The organism is Papillibacter cinnamivorans DSM 12816, from assembly GCF_900176335.1.
GTDB lineage: Bacteria > Bacillota > Clostridia > Oscillospirales > Oscillospiraceae > Papillibacter > Papillibacter cinnamivorans.
In genome coordinates, this window is sequence record NZ_FWXW01000004.1 from 85952 (window position 1) to 104616 (window position 18665).

At 50.8% G+C, this 18665-nt stretch carries 20 protein-coding genes and 2 pseudogenes; all 22 read right to left on the bottom strand.

Annotated elements, in window-relative coordinates; genetic code table 11:
* Positions 1-247: 247 nt before the first annotated feature.
* Positions 248-1651, bottom strand: a complete 1404-nt coding sequence (locus B9A13_RS07255) for a relaxase/mobilization nuclease domain-containing protein (protein ID WP_084234482.1) — start codon at positions 1649-1651, stop codon at positions 248-250.
* Positions 1652-1729: 78 nt separating this feature from the next.
* Positions 1730-2014 (bottom strand): CD1845 family protein, encoded by a 285-nt coding sequence (locus B9A13_RS07260; RefSeq protein WP_084234483.1) that lies wholly within the window; start codon positions 2012-2014, stop codon positions 1730-1732.
* 86 nt (positions 2015-2100) lie between these two features.
* Complete coding sequence (locus B9A13_RS07265) at positions 2101-2439, bottom strand: plasmid mobilization protein (protein ID WP_084234484.1); 339 nt, start codon at positions 2437-2439, stop codon at positions 2101-2103.
* 49 nt (positions 2440-2488) lie between these two features.
* Entirely contained in the window at positions 2489-2713 is a 225-nt protein-coding gene (locus B9A13_RS07270; RefSeq protein WP_084234485.1) for a transposon-transfer assisting family protein, read from the bottom strand.
* Positions 2714-2715: 2 nt separating this feature from the next.
* Positions 2716-3417 (bottom strand): YodL domain-containing protein, encoded by a 702-nt coding sequence (locus B9A13_RS14670; protein WP_423241264.1) that lies wholly within the window; start codon positions 3415-3417, stop codon positions 2716-2718.
* Positions 3403-4287 (bottom strand): annotated as a pseudogene (locus tag B9A13_RS14675) (ArdC-like ssDNA-binding domain-containing protein); the annotation flags it as partial. The gene B9A13_RS14670 and the pseudogene B9A13_RS14675, both read right to left, overlap by 15 nt.
* Positions 4288-4371: 84 nt before the next feature.
* A pseudogene (gene radC / locus B9A13_RS14680) lies at positions 4372-4953 on the bottom strand (RadC family protein); the annotation flags it as partial.
* The gene (locus tag B9A13_RS07280) at positions 4946-5125 is read right to left on the bottom strand and encodes a hypothetical protein (protein ID WP_084234487.1); all 180 of its coding nucleotides are present in this window, start codon (positions 5123-5125) and stop codon (positions 4946-4948) included. The pseudogene radC and the gene B9A13_RS07280, both read right to left, overlap by 8 nt.
* Positions 5122-7263, bottom strand: coding sequence for a DNA topoisomerase 3 (locus B9A13_RS07285; RefSeq protein WP_084234488.1), 2142 nt, complete (start codon positions 7261-7263; stop codon positions 5122-5124). Before B9A13_RS07285 ends, B9A13_RS07280 begins: the two co-directional genes overlap by 4 nt.
* The gene (locus tag B9A13_RS07290) at positions 7260-7454 is read right to left on the bottom strand and encodes a hypothetical protein (RefSeq protein ID WP_084234489.1); all 195 of its coding nucleotides are present in this window, start codon (positions 7452-7454) and stop codon (positions 7260-7262) included. The genes B9A13_RS07285 and B9A13_RS07290 overlap by 4 nt, the downstream gene beginning before the upstream one ends.
* Positions 7451-8179, bottom strand: coding sequence for a DUF4366 domain-containing protein (locus B9A13_RS07295; protein ID WP_084234490.1), 729 nt, complete (start codon positions 8177-8179; stop codon positions 7451-7453). The genes B9A13_RS07290 and B9A13_RS07295 overlap by 4 nt, the downstream gene beginning before the upstream one ends.
* A complete protein-coding gene (locus B9A13_RS07300; protein WP_084234491.1) occupies positions 8166-8417 on the bottom strand; it encodes a DUF4315 family protein in 252 nt (83 codons plus the stop codon). Before B9A13_RS07300 ends, B9A13_RS07295 begins: the two co-directional genes overlap by 14 nt.
* A 2-nt stretch (positions 8418-8419) precedes the next feature.
* Positions 8420-10573: a CD1108 family mobile element protein gene (locus B9A13_RS07305; protein WP_084234492.1), complete on the bottom strand. Its 2154-nt coding sequence runs from the start codon at positions 10571-10573 to the stop codon at positions 8420-8422.
* A 1-nt stretch (position 10574) separates the two neighbouring features.
* Positions 10575-12971, bottom strand: coding sequence for a VirB4-like conjugal transfer ATPase, CD1110 family (locus B9A13_RS07310; protein WP_084234493.1), 2397 nt, complete (start codon positions 12969-12971; stop codon positions 10575-10577).
* Positions 12913-13323, bottom strand: coding sequence for a PrgI family protein (locus B9A13_RS07315; protein ID WP_084234494.1), 411 nt, complete (start codon positions 13321-13323; stop codon positions 12913-12915). Before B9A13_RS07315 ends, B9A13_RS07310 begins: the two co-directional genes overlap by 59 nt.
* 18 nt (positions 13324-13341) lie before the next feature.
* Positions 13342-14211 carry a VirB6/TrbL-like conjugal transfer protein, CD1112 family gene (locus B9A13_RS07320; protein WP_084234495.1) on the bottom strand — a complete coding sequence of 290 codons (870 nt, stop codon included), beginning with the start codon at positions 14209-14211 and terminating at the stop codon, positions 13342-13344.
* A gap of 14 nt (positions 14212-14225) precedes the next feature.
* On the bottom strand, positions 14226-14441 hold the full coding sequence (locus B9A13_RS07325; RefSeq protein ID WP_084234496.1) for a Maff2 family mobile element protein: 216 nt from the start codon (positions 14439-14441) through the stop codon (positions 14226-14228).
* Between the two features lie 44 nt (positions 14442-14485).
* Entirely contained in the window at positions 14486-16261 is a 1776-nt protein-coding gene (locus B9A13_RS07330) for a VirD4-like conjugal transfer protein, CD1115 family (protein WP_084234497.1), read from the bottom strand.
* Positions 16258-16737 carry a PcfB family protein gene (locus B9A13_RS07335; protein ID WP_084234498.1) on the bottom strand — a complete coding sequence of 160 codons (480 nt, stop codon included), beginning with the start codon at positions 16735-16737 and terminating at the stop codon, positions 16258-16260. Before B9A13_RS07335 ends, B9A13_RS07330 begins: the two co-directional genes overlap by 4 nt.
* Before the next feature lie 132 nt (positions 16738-16869).
* Complete coding sequence (locus B9A13_RS07340; protein WP_084234499.1) at positions 16870-17802, bottom strand: toll/interleukin-1 receptor domain-containing protein; 933 nt, start codon at positions 17800-17802, stop codon at positions 16870-16872.
* Positions 17803-17862: 60 nt separating this feature from the next.
* Positions 17863-18093, bottom strand: coding sequence for a helix-turn-helix domain-containing protein (locus B9A13_RS07345; protein ID WP_084234500.1), 231 nt, complete (start codon positions 18091-18093; stop codon positions 17863-17865).
* A gap of 159 nt (positions 18094-18252) precedes the next feature.
* Positions 18253-18657: a DUF3846 domain-containing protein gene (locus tag B9A13_RS07350; RefSeq protein ID WP_084234501.1), complete on the bottom strand. Its 405-nt coding sequence runs from the start codon at positions 18655-18657 to the stop codon at positions 18253-18255.
* Positions 18658-18665: the final 8 nt, after the last annotated feature.

Here is an 18665-nt window from a genome sequence, read left to right on the forward strand (position 1 = left end):
CATTTTAAGAGGGCTTCAACAGGTTGATATCTTCCCTTGAACGTCGGTTTCGAGAAAAACAACAAAAAAGCCATTGATAAATTCCCGCGAACGTACGGTACAAATGACATCAATGCTGTCCTCTCGAGCCATCCAGAACATGGAAACATGTCTATATTCTTTTAGATTGTTATCCAGATCAACAAGTTGCTTGGACACCCGATTTGGCTAGTTGGCTATATTATCGATTTTATTGGTTATTCATATTCTATAGAACCCGCTCTATTTTTTTATCTTCTGGGCATGAGGCTCCCATAATAAGATCGACGTTGTTTTTTATGATTACAGATTGTTTCATAATGCTCTTCATAGACCTATAGTCTGCTGATAGCGATTTTTTCGCACTCGAGCACTTCCGGTATTCTAATTGAAGATTTTTCATGGCAGGTATTTGCTTTGCTGAGAGCAAACTGAATGCTTGTTTCGCAGATTGATGAAGCAAAATATCCTCTGTGTTTGCTTCATAAAACCTTCCTGAAAATCCGGACTCTCGATATGCTGTATATATCTCCTTCGTTTTCGCATAGTTAATGATATGCTTCTTCAACTCAGTAATCTCCGCCATTCGTTTTTCAAGATCCTTGATCTGCTGTGACAGCTCGTGATAACGATCCGTCGCAGCTTTTGTTTTTTCAACGAGTTTTTCATAGTCGGTGATGTTATTCTCCGTCAGAAAATTGATGGTCTGAGCCATCTGTTTCAGATTGAAAACTTTTGCCCAGCGCTCGTAGCCAGGACCTTTACCAGCTTGAAGTCTGGCCTGGATATCCACCAGAAGATTAATCTTGTCTGGATTTTTTCGATAAGGTCTTTTGACTTTTGGAGTGTGGACGGTCTTTCCGAGTATCGCTGATCTCAACTCTTCCTCAGAATATCCTTCTCCGAGGGATCGCAATCTTGTGAATTTCTGCTGACCAATAGCTTTAAAAGCGAGATGCTGCCCCTGTTTCACTTCATAACCATTCACCACCATCAGCTTCAGGAAGGTGTCAAAATCAGCTGGCTTTTGAACCATGACAGCATCGATGGTTTGTCTCAGCTTCTCCTGCCAGGATAGTGGTTTCTTATCGCCCAGCCACTTGCCGTAATGGGATGGTCCTTGCTTTGGCGCTTCAATGATAGAGAGCCCGTTCTCAAGGCAGAGTTTGTCGCTGATTTTCCGGATCACTTCACTGGAGCCAAGGAAATTTCTGAATTTTTGCGTATGGTCGATGGATGTAGAATTGAAAATGATGTGATTGTGGATATGGGCATGATCGGTATGTGTGGCGACAATAAATTGATACTTGCCTTTGGTAAAGCTCATGGCCAGCTCATAGCCGATCTCCTGTGCCCTCTCTGGGGTGATCTCACCTGGCTTGAAGGACTGCCGGATCTGATAGAGCACGATGTCGCTCTTCTTCTCTTCACTGCGTCCAATGTAGGTCTCATATTCTTTTTTGCAAAGCAGCATCTCTCCAGCAGCGGTTTCCGGTTCACAGCCATAGGCTTTGACGAGCTGTCCGCTGTTGGTTTTTTCTGGATTGATGGCATAGGAAAGGCGCTCATGCACCGTATGGGCCACGGTCTGACCTTTGATAACGTGCATGGGGATTAATCTCGTGGTTGCCACAGCGGACACCTCCTTCCAAAAGAAAAAGGCGCAGCAGATTGCTCCACCGCGCCCTTCACAGGATTATACTTTATCTTCTTAAATAGCTTTCAGGGAATCATTAAATACGCCAAGCAGTTCTACCAGGAATGCTGCGATCAGCGGCAGTCCGAAGGGACTGATCAACCAGGCGAGGCCCATCAATCTCAGACCTTCCGGGAAATCCTGCAGCAGGACCATGGTTCCCAGCGCAATGCCGAAACAGACGAATGCCACGATCCCCAGCACCATGGTGGACAGCTGACACAGCAAACGGCAGGCTGCAACAAGGATCGTCAAAGCCAGTGTTAACGGGAATAAGAACAGCTTGATGAGAAATCTCATGCTGCACACCTCCATTCAACCAAATTATCTTCTACTCTGATCGTAGCAAGGAATCCAAATGTCGTCCATGTTGTCGATAAAAAATTTTAGTCTATGGTGGAAAGGCGGGTCATGATCTGATCCGCCTTTTCCCATACACTCTTTAGGCTGCTCTGGATATCCTCAATATCAGCCTCATAGATGCGTCCGGTCTCATGAGCCCGCTTGGCATATTGATTCAGGTTGTTGCTGCTTCTTCGAAGGAGCGATACCAGTTCAGAAATATCGGAGAGGTCCAGCCGGACCACATAGCCGTCAATAGCCATCTTTCTGATGTAGGCCCCCATGTTTTTTGTCCCCAGCTGGCGCATCTTTTCTTCGATCAGCGCTTTTTCACGCTCGCTGACCATGATAATAATGGGGATCTGACGCTTCCTGTTTGCCAAATCATCACCTCCTCAAGTGCTCACCACCCTTCTGCAACAGATGCTCCGCTTAGTCGACTTCTTCCTTATAGTCGGGAACCAGGATTAACTCTCCATATTCCTGATCACTCATGGCCGTCAGCTTCTTCAAAGCACTTTGGATAAGCTCGGCAAGCTCTGCTTCTTCAGGAGCAAGCTCCAGGGCGATTTTTTCAAGTCCTGCCATCAGTCCGGACCTGGTGCCGGTATCGTAAATACACATGAGGTTAAGCTCTTCAATACTGAATCTATCCATCTTCATCTCTCCATTTCAGAAGTTTTGTGAGTCAGCGTTTTGCTGATCTCTGGTTTCCCGGCAGGCTTTTTCAGCCGCTGCTTTACGGATTCCTTCTGTGGCTTTTTCTCTTCACGATCTTCAACAGTCTCTCTGGTCTTATCCACATCTTTGGTAGGAACATTATTGATCAGTCCATCAAATTGATTGTCATTCTGCTCCACCGTATCCTCAATGCTCCGCAATGGATTGATGGGTTTGAGGAACTCCGGAACTTCCTTAAAGCCGATGGCATCCACATAATGGGCCGTATTCTCGCCATTTTGCTTCAGGACGATGACATCGCTCATAGATAAGCTATGTCCAATGAAGTCCGTGGGCCTGTCCTCATTGAATTTTTCATAGATGCCGTTCAGCGTCTCATTGGTGCTTGCAGCCGCCTCAAAATGACCGGTATAGGTCAGATCATAATTCTTATAGTCCACAGTCAGACCGAGCTTATGCAGGTGATGCAGGCTCTCGAATTGATGGTTGCGCAGATTATCGTCGTTTTTCAGTTGGTAGATGGCGTAGGTGTCATCCGGGCCGGTGAGAAATTCGATCTCCTGCAGCCGCGGAGAAGGATTCTCATCAGTCCCCGTTTTTTCGCTCTGCTGACCGATGTCTGCTGCAATGATTCCGCGTTCCTTAGCGATTTCCGCGTAATGGCGGTCGATGTCATCGATGAGCTCGGATGAGGTCTTGCTGATAGTCTCCAGGGAAGCCTTCAGCTCAGGCAGATCCTTGTCCTTGCTCCAGGCAGCGATGTAACCAAAGCTGTTCTCGTCGGTTGCAATGCCATAATAGGCACATACCGCAAAGGAGACACTTTCTGCCTCCACTTCTTCAGTTCTCCGATCCTTGGGGTTTTCCGGTGCTTTGTCATTTTCTCCGTGATCCTTTTCCTGGTCAGGCTGCAGATTATGAAGCTTGGCGTGGACGATCTCATGGATGGCCGCAGAGACCGTCTGGATTTCGCTCATGTCATCCCGAATGGCGATCCTTTGTCTACCCTGGCTGAAATAGCCGTCGGTGTTGGAGGGCATGGCTTCGAAGGAGATGGGAACCGGGGAGGATCGCTTCAGAGCCTCCATGAAAATATCATATTGCTTGACGTCACCGGTCAGTGTGCCTGCCAGCTGGGGAAGAGGCTTCCCGTCCGTCTGGGAGACATCAAAGACTGAGACGACCCGAAACCGGGGGATCTTGATCTCCACTTCCTCCGTCAGTGTCTTGCCAGTTACATCCCGCAGGGGTTTCTGCGTTACAGGGTCAAGTTTTTCAACTTCCTTTTTTGTTTTGACAGGGGCTGGGGCAATGATGCGTATGCCTTTTTCACCCTTCAGTACATTGCGCTGGAACTGATGCTGCCAGCGGTTGTATCCAGCCACCAGTGTGGCATCCGGCTTTTGCATGGCGATTAGGATCGTGTTGTTCAGGGAATAATGATGGAACCTCGACATGGTACGCAGGTAGTCCTGGTACTTGTCGCCGCTGAAAAAATCACGGATGCCTTGTTCCAGCTTGTCCGTGATTTCCTTAAGGCCATCCTTGATGTTTTTCCCGGATGTCGCCTGAGCTGAGGATTCCCTGACCGCTTCCTTTTGGCCGTAAGCTGCGGGTGCTTCCAGCACGCCGTGGGCCTGGAAGGAGTAGTGATCCTGCTGATTGATCCCATTGATGATCAGGTGGTCCAGCACCTGGATGCCCAAAAGATTGCCCGTTTCCTTCAGTCTTTTCGTCACGGTGAGGTCTTCGGCGCTTGGCGTCAGATCACCGGATGGGTGGTTATGACAAAGGATTACCGCATTAGCCTTATTGACGATGGCATTTCGGAAGACTTCCCTGGGGTGGACGATGGAGCTATTGATGGTCCCAAGGGATACGACCTCATGATCGATGACACGGTTCTTGGTATTGAGGAAGGCCACAACAAAGGCTTCCTTGTCATGGACCTGATCCATCACCGAGCGAAAAAAGTCCGCTGCCGTATCCGGTGAATTGATGACCGGGTTTTTCTTGTTAATGCCGCTGCTCATCCGGTAAAGATCCAGAAAGGCCTGATGCTTTTCCCGCTGAGCTGGCGTGCTTAAAAGCTGTGTGGCATTCTCCACCAAAGCGCCGATGCCTTTTCTCTGGGCGTATTCCAGCGCGTCATTCTCCTTGACGCCGATGATCCTGGCAAAGGCCTGGACATAACGAAGTTCATCCGTGTTATTCATCGCTTTCCACCTCCAGCTCAGCCATCATCTCAACTAAAAGAAACAAATCTCCCAGTTTGTCAGCATCTTCCGGCGTTGAAACATATTCTTCCGGATTCTCCCAGATCTCCAGCAGATTATCCGTGCTCACCTCAATGCCGAGGAGAGCCCTGATCCGTTCTTTGACATTCATGATTTTTCCATCCTTTCCTTGGATTTTGTCGATGTTTTGTGCTTATCCTTGGTTTCACCGGGCGAGAATTCCAGCCTGAAATTGACGTACTTGCCGCCGGTATCCTCCATGATGATTCGGGCATCATAGGTCTTTTGCGTCTTGGGCGAATACAGGTTTTTCATCAGGATGCTGCCTTCCTGAAGAAGAGCAGCAGCTACCTCGCGAGTCAGGACTTTTTTCTTGTCCTTGAAGAAACGATTCTCTTTCCACAGAGCGAATGTACAGGTTTTGTTCTGGCAGAAAAAGCGACGTTCCCCTTCCAGCACCTGATCTCCGCAGCGCGGGCAGAGTCCGATGCTTTCCGGATTTAAGGCCAGCTCGCCGGGGGCTTCAGAGACCGCCCGATAGGTTCTGACCAGATCCTTCAGGTGCTGAGAGATCTCCGCCATGAAGATCTCAGGTGAGAGCTGACCCTTTTCAATGCGCTTCAGCTTTTCCTCCCATTCCGCCGTCATCTGTGGGGATTTGATCTGCTCCGGCAGGATCGTGGCCAGAGCAACTCCCATATGGGTGGGCTGCAGGGTCTTGAGCTTTTTATCGCCTCGGCGTTCCACCAGCTCAGTCTTGATCAGTTTTTCCAGGATGCCTGCCCGTGTGGCCGGAGTCCCCAGACCTTTTCGCTCAGCATCCTCTGGGAGATCCTCCAGGCCAGCATTTTCCATGGCAGAAAGCAGCGTATCCTCGGTAAATGGCTTGGGTGGAGTGGTTTTACCCTCATCCAGCCGAACTGAGACCGAATCAAAACGCTGGTCTTTTTCCAATCTGGGCAGTGGAACTTCCGTCTTCTTCTCCGATTTTCGAGTCGCAAGTGTGCTGCGATAATCCTCCTCCACAGACTTCCAGCCGGACTGCAGGATCGTCTTTCCCTTGGCAGTGTAACGTTGGCCGGAGCAGTCCAGTGCGACCGTCGTTTCCAAATACCGATGAACTTCTCCGGCGGCTGTGATGAGGCGTATGGCCAGTAGCTTTAAGAGCTCCTGCTCGCCCTTGGGCAGACTCTCCAGGATATTTTCCTTCAGAGCATGGGTCGGGATGATGGCATGGTGGTCACTGACCTTGGAATCATCCAGCAGCTGCTTAAGATCCGTCGAATATCCCTTCGCCACATTCTCTGGCAAAAGGAAAAGTGCTGACTGAATGACGTCTGCAGTGGACTTCGCCATGTCAGCCGTCAGGTAGCGGCTGTCGGTTCGGGGATAGGTGATGAGCTTTTTTTCATATAGGCTTTGGGCATAATCCAGCGTTTGCTGGGCTGTGTAGCCAAGAAGCCGGTTGGCTTCCCGCTGCAGGGTGGTCAGGTCATAAAGCTTCGGCGGTTTTTCCGCCTTCTCCTGGGTCCTTACTTCAGTGACTGCGGCGGATTTTCCCTGGCACTCTATCAGGAGCTTTTCAGCCTCGGCCTTGATCTTCAGCTTTTCACTGGCTGCTTCAAAGCCGGGGAGTTTCAGTACAACGGTGTAGAAAGGCTCGGACCTGAAATCCTGAATCGCGGACCAGCGATCCACGATCATGGACAGCGTAGGAGACATAACGCGACCGACGTTGAGGGTCTGACGATACAAAACGGAAAATAGTCTCGTTGCGTTGATTCCAATCAGCCAATCCGCCTGTGCCCGACAGAGGGCAGATTGATAGAGCAGATCATATTCCTGGCTGGGCCTTAGTTTCCTGAAGCCTTCGCTGATGGCCTGGTCCTCCATGGAACTGATCCATAGGCGCCTCACCGGTTTCTGACATCCCGCCTGGCGATAGACCAGACGGAAGATCAGTTCCCCTTCGCGTCCGGCATCCGTGGCGCAGACAATCTCCGTCACTCGAGTTTCACCCATCAGGCTTTTCAGGATCTTGAATTGCTTTTGTTTGTCCTTTGGCACCTGGTATTTCCATGGCTCCGGAAGGATCGGCAGATCCTCGAAGCGCCATTTGCCATAACGCTCGTCGTAGACATCTGCCGGAGAGAGCTCCACAAGATGTCCGACACACCAGGAAACCAGGACATCCGTTCCTTCCAGATAGCCGTCCTTTCGGCTGTTTGCCCCCAGCACTGTTGCAATGGACTGGGCTACACTTGGTTTTTCTGCGACCACTAGTCTCATTTGTCCACCTTCTTTTTCTTGTGGGGGAGGATCAGCTCACGGTAGCAGACACCGGTGCAGCAATTGCCTTGAAGATAGCTGCAGCCATGGCAGGGATGGGTCTTGGGCAGGACAGGAGAGAGCTTCTCCTGCCGCTGCCTGGGCTTTTGCTTCATCAGCCGTTCAAAGGGACTGTCCGTAAAATGCGTCATTCGTCATCACACTCCGATTCGAAAGCTTCCTGGTCCTCTTCAACCATCAGTTTTTCTTCATAGTCGTCATCGTCATCAAAGCTGTATTCATCCAGATTGGTGTGTCCCTTGACGCTGGACTTGGGTTTTCTCAGCTTGAAGTACCACAGTCCGCCACCGCCCAGAATGACCAGGAGGACCATGAGGATCGGTACAGGATTCATGATTTTTGCAGGTACGGGTTCCTCGACCTCCGTTTCTGGCTCCGGTGTAGGTTCGGGTTCCGGCTCGGGAACGGTTGGAACGGCACCTTCACCCGGCAGTGGCTCCAGGGTGCCGTCTTCCTCCATCAGGGCTCTGAGGTCTGCTTCATCCACCAGGTTCAGGAAGTAGACGTTATTTTCCTTGCCCGCCCGGTCGATGATCAGATAGAAGGTGTTGCCCGCCTTGGTTTTAACCGTAATGAACTGCTTGTCCTCGGTCTGTTGACCTTCCAGGTCATCCACAATGGTCAGATTTCCTTCCGGAGTCAGGGGCACAGCAGCTTCCGGTTCAGTTTCTTTGACGGGCTCCGAGGGTGCGGGCTCGGCAGTCGGCACCACAGCTTCCTCTATCGGATCAGAGCTTGCCGTGATCGCCTTGGATTCATCGGTCTTGGCATAGGCCGGGACCGAGAAGACGGAAAGGCAAATCAGCATGACCAGCAGTAGAGTTGAAGCACGAGGCCATTTCTTACTCATTTTCATTGACGTTATCCTCCTGTGTTTTGAAATGATCAGGCGCTCCGCCTGTTTCGCGAAACGCCCTGATGAATGCGGCCAGCTCTTCCGGAGTTGCTGAGACACTGCGGACCATTTCCACGATCTCGGTCTTCTCCAACTCGTCTTTTTGTGCCTTAAGCTCAATGAGTCTGGCCTCAAGGCTTTTGATTCGATGGGTGATCTTGTCGATCTCCTCCGTCAGTTTTAGGATCTTTGGATTCATGGTTACCTCCTTGGCAAACGCCCGAAGGCGTAAAAATGGGATTGGAAATATGAGGTGTTCATGGAGGCGTACTGGATGGGGTTTCCGGCGTGGATCATCATGCCGTCGCCCACGTAGATGGCCACATGGGAAACCGGACCGATACTGTCGTAAGTGCCGGTGAAAAACACAATGTCGCCTGGCTTGGCCTCCGAGGGTGGGATGATGGCGCACTGATCAAAGATCCCCTGGGCAGTGGTCCTTGATAGAGGATAGACGCCCGAATTATTGAAGACCCAGCAGACAAAGCCTGAGCAGTCAAAGGACGTCGATGGCGTGGAGCCTCCCCAAACATAGGGATAACCCAGATACTTTTCCGCTTCCTTGATCAGGGCCGCGAAGGTGGGATCTGACAACGCTTCCGGCGGGATGTCGTAGTCGGTATAAGCGCCGTTGGTGGCGCCGACGGCTGGCGGGGTGTAGGGGTCAGTCCCCTCGATGAAGAAATAGGGATTAAGATACTGGCCGTTTAACGTCAGTTCCAGGTGCAGATGGCTGCCGGTGCTGGCACCGGTGCTTCCGGCCTTGGCGATGGCCTGTCCCCGCAGAACGCTCTGTCCTTCTGTTACCAGAATGCTGGAGCAGTGGGCATAGGTGCTGCGGTAGCCGTCCTTGTCCGCAATGACCACATAGTTGCCATAGCCGCTGGCATCGTAACCGACCCGGACCACTTCGCCGTCATGGATGGACTGGATCGGTGTGCCCAATGCTACGCCCAAATCCAATCCACGGTGGATCTGCAGCCGATCTGTGATGGGATGGACCCGCCAGCCGTAAAGGCTGGTGACATGGCTTGGCCAATTGAAGGTAAAGGGATTGCCGAAATACTGTTTGTTGCCTTTTGTATCCATGTACACGAGATACATTTCCCGCTGATCGGCGTTCATACGGGGATAGACCACGGAGTACAGGGACTGGCTGCTCAGGTTGATGTTCAGGATGTAAAAGTTATAGGGGACCTCCACTTCATAGCTTTCGCGAATGGTCCGGATCTCACCGGTTTCCGGATCAGTCACAGTGTAGGTCCGGTAACGGGTTTCTGTGCGGTAACGCACTTCGACGGTCTCTGTGATGCTTAAGTTGTACATGGAGGAAAAGAGAGATCGCAGCTCAGCCTCGACCTCTGCATAGGTAAAATCTTCGAATCTTGCCGTCAGGTAGGCGATCAGCTCATGAGGATCATGGCCGATGGGATCAATGGTGTAGCGGTATTCATCAAAGCCGGGATAATCCCGTTCGATGTTGAGCAGGTCATACTGCAGCTCTGCCTCCAGCCTGGTGTACTCCAGATCAGCGGCAGTGATGTCCTCGTCGGATGCGGTGTAGGAAGTCGTGAGAAAGGCGTTGAGTCCGCCCACGGCCATCTGGGAGCAGCTGGCAAAGGTATTCAGGATCAGCATGACAACAAAGAAGATGCCGATAATGCCCAGAAAAACCTTGCTGTGCCTGGCGACGAAAGCAGCAGCCTTCTCCAGCGCTTCCTTCGCTTTCTTCGCGGTCTTCACGATGGTTTGGGCCGTCTTCTGAACAGTATCCACACCTTTTCCTGCTTTGGCTGCAGCGTATTCCTTCTTGATGGCTTGTTTTTGCTGCCAGCGGGATATGGGATTGGTCGAGAAAAGGGGCTGCTCCCTGGCTGCCTGTTTTTGAAGCAGGCTGATGTTGGCCTGGTCCAGCTTCTTCTCCGCCTTCAGGGATTTTCGCTCCGCTTTCAGTGCATGAGAACGGTGCGCATTCTGCGCAGCCCGGACGGTGCCTTCAGCGGTTCCTTCCAGGCGGTGGGCAGCTTCCACGCCGACATTGTCATCTTCGGATCTGGCAATCTGTCTGTGGACCTCCGCAGCAGGCAAGGCTGCCGCAGCGGACTTCAAAGTTGAGGGTGTTTTCTTCACCTGAAGCTCTTCAAACTGCAGCTTTACAGGCTTTTTCATGGGACCAAAGGAAATGCTCGCCTCGTGGGTTCCCAGCGATTCCGCCTTGCCCTTTTTTGCTGCTTTCTCCAGCTTATTCGCAGCCTTGTCCACCTTCTGCGTGGCTTTTTGAAGCTCAGGGCTGCTGTGCTCCTCCTCGGTGAACTGAAGCCGTGTGACGGTGCGTTTGGCTTTCTTTGCGCTCATCTCACACCCCCTTGACCTCAGCTGGCTTCGTCGTCATGATGCGGTAGAGCTCGGTATCCTTTGGGAAACGGTCTGCAAAGGGCAGGATCACATTTCCGTAGAACAACAGGCCTTCACCTTCACCGGAATGAGTAACATAGGACAGCTGGTGGGGAGAGATGTTGAGCTGCTTGGCCAGGATCTGTCGGTCTCCGCCTGCCTGGTTCAGCATGTAGACGAAGTCGCTGTTTTCGAAGATGTTCTCGATTTCCCGGGAGGATAGCAGATCCTTCACGTTCTGGGTGATGCCCGTCGGGATGCCGCCCCACTTCCTGAATCGCTTCCAGATCTCCACGGAGTAGGCGGCGGTCTGTTCCTCCTTGAGCAGCAGATGGAATTCATCAATGTAGTAGCGGGTGCTTCGGCCTTCCGCCCGGTTGGCGGTCACGCGGCCCCAGACCTGGTCCTGGACGATGAGCATGCCCAGCTTCTTCAGCTGTTTGCCCAGTTCCTTGATGTCAAAGCAGACCAGGCGGTTCTGGATATTCACGTTGGTCCGATGGTTGAAGACGTTGAGGGAGCCACTGACGTAAATCTCCAATGCCGTCGCGATGAGCCGGGCTTCCTTTTCCGGCTGCTCCAGAAGGATTCGGTGCAGATCTCCCAGGATGGGAACATTCTCCGGCTTGGGCTCATTGAGATAGGCCTGATAAACCATGCGCACGCACCGGTCGATGACGGTCTTTTCAATGGGCTGGAGGCCCTCTCTACCGCCGACGATGAGCTCACACAGGGAGAGAATGAAGTCGGATTTCAGGGACAGCGGACTTTCGTCCTCGGAGTAGTTCAGATTGATGTCCATGGGATTAATGTAGTGACCGCTGGTAGGCGAGATCTTGATGACCTGGCCCTGCAGACGCTCCACCAGAGGGTAATACTCGCCCTCAGGATCGCAGATGGTGATGTCGTCCTGGGTGATGAGAAAGGCATTGGCGATCTCGCGCTTGGCGGAGAAGGACTTGCCGCTGCCAGGGGTGCCCAGGATCAGGCCATTAGGATTCTTCAGGGCCTTCCGGTCCACCATGATCAGGTTGTTGGAGAGTGCATTGAGCCCGTAATAGAGCGGTTCGCCTTCGCGCTGGAACAGCTCCTGGGTGGTGAAAGGTACAAAGATGGCGGTGCTGGAGGTGGTCAGGCCACGCTGGATCTCGATTTGATTGTGGCCGAGGGGAAGGGATGAATTGAGGCCGGATTCCTGCTGGAAGTCCAGCCGGACCAGCTGACAGTTGTATTTCTGGGCGATGCCCTGAGCCTGAAAGATATTGTTGTCCAGCTGCTGTTTGCCGTCGGCGGTATTCATGATTAGAAAGGTCACGAGGAACATGCGCTCATTGTGGCTCTGCAGATCCTGTAGCAGCTTCTTGGCTTCGCCGCCGTAGGTAGCTAGATCCGACGGGATAATGTCCATGTCGTAGCCGGAACGGACGGCCTTCTTCTGCTCTTCGATCTTCATCCGGTCCAAATCGGTGATCTTGCGCTTGATGGTTTTGATGGCCGAGGTCTGGTCGATGGACTGGATATGGAGGGTCACCACCAGGCTGTTGTCCATGGACAGAAAATCCGCCAGCATGCGGTCGTTGAGCTCGGGGGCGAGGATCTGCAGGAAGGAAACGGAGCAATGCTTTCTGCCCATCCGAAAGTTCCTGCTCTCAGAAAAATCAAAGGATGAGGGTGCAATGTAATCCTTGGTGGAAAGGCCCGATAGGGGCAGCCAGTCCCAGTCAAAGAGAAAGCGCTCCTGACCGTCCAGATGGTAAATACTGTGCAAAAGCTTCAGTCGATCTTTTCCACTCAAAGGATCTGCTGCGACGCCGAGGCGCTTGAAGCTGTTCAGGAGATCATTCTCGATACGTTCCAGCCGGGGCTTAGCCGTGCGAAGATTCTCCGCTTCGATGCCAAAGGTGATGAACTTGGTCTTGGACAGGCCGTTGTTGCCCTTGGCCAGCTGGCCTCGGAGCATATTGGCATATTCTTCACGGATGTCATCAAAATCATCGTTCTGGTTAGGAATCAGGATGGACTGCTCGAATTCCTCGATGCTGGCGCTCAGATTCAGGAAAGAGAACTGAAAGCGGATGGAGCTGTCAAAGTAGTTGAGGAAATCACACCAGCCGTCAAAGATGGCCGTCTTGTCCTCGTTCTGCGCCAGCTGGTAGTTAATGTCCTGAAACTGAATGGTCTTGGTATATAAGGCATCTGTTGCCTGGCAGATGCCGTCGGGATGCATGCGCAGGTAAGGGATCGTCTGCTGGGCCGTTGCCGGAACCTTGCTGTCACGCTTGGCTCTGGCGATGGCGCTTTCAATGCGATTTCTTTCCTCGCGGCTGAGTTTTCTTTGGATGGTTTTCTGGTTGGACAATCGCTTTTACCTCCTTGTCCAGATTGGTTTGCCGCTCTACGGCGGCATAGAAGTTGTCGGTCCGGTAGGGCCGCTTCTTCGGTCGGATGAATCGGCTCTGAAGGAGCTGATAGAGGATTTTTTCCAGGGGCTGACCATTACGTTCGTACATGGCCAGCAGGAAAAACGGCAGCATGGACAGCACCATGAGCAGCGCTGCTGTGCTGACACTCATGTGGGGCTTAGCAAGAAAAAACAGCGGGACGCCCAGAAGAGCTCCGCTGCCAAATGAAATCAGTTGTCGCTTGGTGAGATTGAGCATCACCTTGGTTTTGATCTTGGTCAGATCCTTGGGTACAGGGACATAGGCCACAGGCTTTCCTCCTTTCGTTTAGTGGGCATTGAAGATGGATTTGGCAAGACTTCCGGTCTTGAACAGGGTGAAACAGAGTAGAACAGTATAGCCGAGGGTGGTCCATACGGCCTTGATGATGTCGGTTTCCGTAGCGATGTTCTGCACCAGTACGGCATAAATGCCGACGCAGACCATGATGAGGAAGGCCTGGAAGGCCAGGGCCAAAAGAGAGCGAAGATAATTCTGTCCCATACCGCCCCATTCCCGGTTGACCATGGTGGCCATGGGGATGGGCCCTACCGACGTGACCAGATAGATCTCGATCATTCGGCCATAGATGACCAGGAAGATACAGATACTCAGGGCTTGTATGGTAAATCCGATAAACAGGCTCTGAAACCAGAGTCCGAAGAGCGGACCCAGTTCCATGGCGCTCAGCCTTGTCTGAAGGTCTGCCACTGTAGTGGCAAGATCCACTGAAGCGTCCGCTGATATGACGCCGGAAGCGCTGTTGACTACTGACTGCGCCATATCGAAGATGCCCATGACGATATCAAAGGTATGGGTGACCAGAAGGACGGCCACAAAAGTCTTAAAGATCCATTTGAAAAAGATCCAGGTGTCGATGTCATGAAGATTATTCCGGTCGATGACCATTTGGATGAGCTCGTAGGTCATCACAAAGGCAAGGATCACACCCGCGATGGGGATGATGACGCTTTCGGAGAGGCTGCGGATCATGGAAAAGACGCCGGCATTCCATGCCGCCGGCGTCAATCCCACTTGACCTGCGATTTCGCCAACCTGCTGGTTGACGTTATCAAACATCCCCGACAAATTTGTGATGATGCCTTCTACAAGCATCGTCTTCAGCCATTCGGTGATTTTGTCGAGTATGCTTTCCATCGCTTTCTACCCGATTAACCGAACAGACCGGAAAGCAGCGGCACCAGTACGATGCCGATGAGCGCGACACCGCCGCCCGCCATGAGCTGCTTCATGCCCTGGGATTTGGCACCGGGGTTGTCGTTACCGTAGCCTTCGAGAAGGTTGATGACGCCCCAGATGGCAAGGCCTGCACCGAGAGCGACGACGAGGGTTTGAAGTACATCTACTGCACTGTTAAAGAATTCCATTGATTGACCTCCATTATTTTAATTTTTGAGATGAAAAAAGCCGCTCATTCGGCGGCTTCAGGTTCGGCGGACAGATCCATGTGGTAGACCTCATAGATTTCATCCGGCTTGGGCTTGAGACGGGTGGACAGGTACTTCTCGATGTTGAAGGCGTTTTGCGGGTCCGCATCGGAGAGGTACTTGTAGTTGGGGTGTTTGGTGATGTCGTACTTGTTGGAGAGAAAAGGCCGTACCCCGCGCAGCTGCAAAATGCATTTTCCGCCATCCAGCACGGCCAGTTCATCGATGCTCATAAGCTCCTTTCCGAGTTTCTGGTAATTCAGACTGTGGGAAACCTCACGGCCTCGGCTTTCCCCGGTGTTGAAGGTGTCGATGGTCTCCTTCCCAAGGGTTTCTGAAAGCTCCTTTAATGTGGTGCGCTCCTTACCGCCCAGAAAGATCGTGCTGTCCATGTTGCCGATGATGGTGTCGCAGTGATCTTTATAAAGAGCCTTCAGCTGGGATTGAGCCTGCAGCACCAGGCAGGCCGAGATCTCCCGGCTCCGGATGGTGGCTACCAGCTTTTCCAGCTTGGGAATTTGACCGATATTCGCCGCCTCATCAATGAGACAGCGCACATGCACAGGCAGACGTCCGCCGTAGACGTCATCTGCCTTGTCGCATAGCAGATTGAAGAGCTGCGTGTAGGCCATGGAAACCAGGAAGTTGAAGGTGTCGTCGGTGTCGCTGATGATGATAAACAGCGCCGTTTTCCGGTCACCCAGTGCATCCAGTTCCATTTCGTCGTAGGCCGTCAGGTCTCTGAGCTCTTTGATGTCAAAGGGTGCCAGACGGGCTCCGCAGCTGATGAGGATGGATTTGGCGGTCTTACCGGCAGCCAGCTTGTATTTCTTGTACTGCCGGACTGCAAAATGCTCCGAGTCTCGTTCCTCCAGAGCGGCGAACATCAGATCCACCGGGTTCTGGAAGTCCTCGTCGTCCTCCCGGACTTCTGAGGCATTGATGAGCTCGATGAGGGTCGTAAAATTCCGCTCGCTTTCCGGCGCTTCATAGTGGATGTAGCCCATGAGCGCGGTATAAAGAAGGGTCTCCGCCTTGACCCAGAAATCATCTCCGGCTTTGCCTTCACCCTTGGTGTTGGCAATGAGGGCCGTCACCAGCTTGAGGATGTCTTTTTCGCTCTTGATGTAGGCAAAGGGGTTGTAGTGCATGGATTTGTTGAAGTTTATGGTATTAAGGATCTTGATCTTGTAGCCTTCCCTCAGGAGAAGCTGTCCGCATTCCACCACGACGCTGCCCTTGGGATCGGTCACCACATAGCTGGAATGGCACTGCATGAGATTTGGCTTGAGCCAAAACCGTGTTTTACCAGATCCGGAACCACCCACCACCATGACGTTTTTGTTGCGTGCCAGCCTTGGGTCCTTGGGCCGGTTGTTCATGGTCAGGCGCTCCGTCTCCGTGAGGATGACGTTGTTGCGAAAGGTGGGATCGATAAAGGGTTTAATGTCCTCAGGTCTACCCCAGCGGGCTGAACCGTATTCTATGTTTTTTCGGTATTTTTTGGCGTTCCTGCCTTTCACATAAACTGCCAGCTTGATACCGACAGCGATCACAATGCCCAGAATCAGGTCCTGCGGGAGCAGGCTCGGCCAGGGAGACATGAAAGCTAAAGCAAAGCCGTCCATGAGATGCAACACTTTTTGGGAGATATCCAGTCCTGGAGAATATCGCCAGGCCTCACCGAGCTTTGTGGCAAGTAGAGCAATCAGAACATAGGGGAGATTTAAAAGGAGCATCCGCTTGATTTTTACATTCATCGCGTCAGCTCCTTGTCTTTGTTTTTCACCCGGTCCATGACCTTGGCCTGGACTAGAGCCTTGAACTTGGCCAGTTGCTCCAGGATGGAAGGCTGCTTGTCCTTCTTGAGAACCTTGGCCGTATACTCCGTGAAGGCGGCAGTTAGGGCATCGGCATCCCGAGCCTTGAAAAACACCAGATACTTGGGCTTCTCCCCGGTGGTGTCCTTTTTGAGGGCATAGTCTACGCCGTATTTTCTGGCGACTTGCTCAAAGGATTTGATGTTTTTATCTGTGATCTCAATATTTGAGACTCCGGCATTCTGACCGATGAGCTCTTTTACAGACTGCTTGCCGTGGGGGATCTGCGGCGGACTGTCCCGGCTCTTCTTCATTTCAGCCAAGAGCTTGATGAGTGCGGCCTTCAGAACACGACCGGTCATTCGGGTGGTACTGACGGCCAGGGCGACGGTCCTGTTTTCCACTTCTTCCTGCATGAAAAATTCCTCCTTCAAAAAATTTTGTTGCGATGATTAAAAAGAAAAAAGACCGATTTTTCAATCGGTCCAAGAATCAATACTTTTCAAAACTGCATTTGGAAATTTAGTATTTAAATCAACTGCATGTTATCAAAATTCGATGTCTTTAATTACATCATTTATTTTTTGGCTTTGAGTTTTTTCAAATTCTTCTTGTCTCTTACGGCGGCGCTCTTCCTCAGCTAAAATTAGTTTTTCCTTTTTATTTGCTTCTTCGACACAAAGCAATAGAGTTTTTCGATGATAATCTCTTACCTCTTCAATTGTGGTGCCATCTAAATAAACAGTATCTCCAAACACAGATGCGATTTTGGGTCTATGCATCGAAGTGAAGCTGGGAGGCATGTTCCAAGTAGCAACGAAAATTTTCTTCCATATGTCGCTTGGTTTCTTTGATAACTTAAATGGAATTTTATAGAGTGCAGAACCTCTGGTTCCATCATTTTTTGGAACTGTAACCTCATCTGTAATGATTCCGAGGATTTTTATATCCTCAGAACTGTCAAACCCTTGGGAAACGGGTTTGCTACTATTAGGAATATATGCTGGTTTAGTTCCCATTGGAGGCTTTGAGCGATTTCCATAAAGTGTCGTAATCAAGTCCTTATAATTATGATCATCGTTGAAATTTCGATCTCCAGTTAAATCAATTGCCAACTTTCCTTCGAGGCATTTTGGCATAGATGTAAAAGGAGTACCTTCACGTATTACTGGAATAAATTTACTCTCATTTCTAGATGAGAGTAATTCGCCTGAGATAATATGACCTTCATAGCCTACGCCACCAGCTCGTTGATCTGATTTTATTTTATATTTTGGCGTACAGATAATTAATACATGGTTGGATTCCGCAATACGCTGCTCCATAAAGTGAGGAAGGCGGTCACCTAAAGTCAAGTCATACTGATCTAGTGAAGCATCAACTCCATCCTGAATGAGTTTATCAGTTAATGATTTTACCCATTGCTTATGCTCTTCACTATCCCAAGAATATGAAATAAAAACCTTAATGTTTTCCGCCATGATGACCGCCACCTCATTTATATTAATTTATGATTCGACATCCAAACAAACGAATATCATCTAAAGACGTTCATTTGGACCGCCTGATTCAACTGAGACAAAATCAAGAATTTCGTCAACACCAACTTGGAGTGCATTGCATATTTTTTCGATACTCTCCATAGAAACATACTCGTTCTTCTTAAGTCTGGTGATGATATTTGCGCTGAATCCAGCTTTGTTCATTAGCTCAGAACTAGACATTCTCCGATCGATAAGCAGTTTGAACAATTTGTTGTAAATTACAGGCATTTCATTCCTCCAACTAACTTTACTGGTAAAATTGTATCACGATATCGTGACTATTTCTACATAAACGTTCAACACTTGATAGTCCAAATAGAACTTATACCTCCTTACAACCAGTCCTTGAAGCTTCACAATCTGGAATAAACCAATGGAATAATGAGCTTAAAGCTCAGGCTCGATAGATTTCTGTTTCGGTTTGGCCATATGCAGCTCGTTCTTGGGTTTGATGGGGATAGCGACGATGCGGCTGCCCATCTTCATGAAGATCTCAGGATCTGCAAATTTCTCCCGATACTTTTCTGCCAGCTCTGGTGTGAGGGAATCGAAATCCTCTTCGCCCAGACCGCAGACGATAAAGGTTCCTGCGATGATGTCGTAGTCCTCAAGCTTTCGGTTAAGGGGGAGGCCGATGAGCTTGCCTTCTTCATGACAGACAATGGCAACCGGGTCATCATAGGGATAGACGGCTTCGATGTAACCGCCGACAACCTGCTGCAGAGAGTTCAAGTCACCGGTGATATTGGCCATTCGCGGCGCCTTTTCAGGTTCAACAATCAATACGTCCATAGATTTCT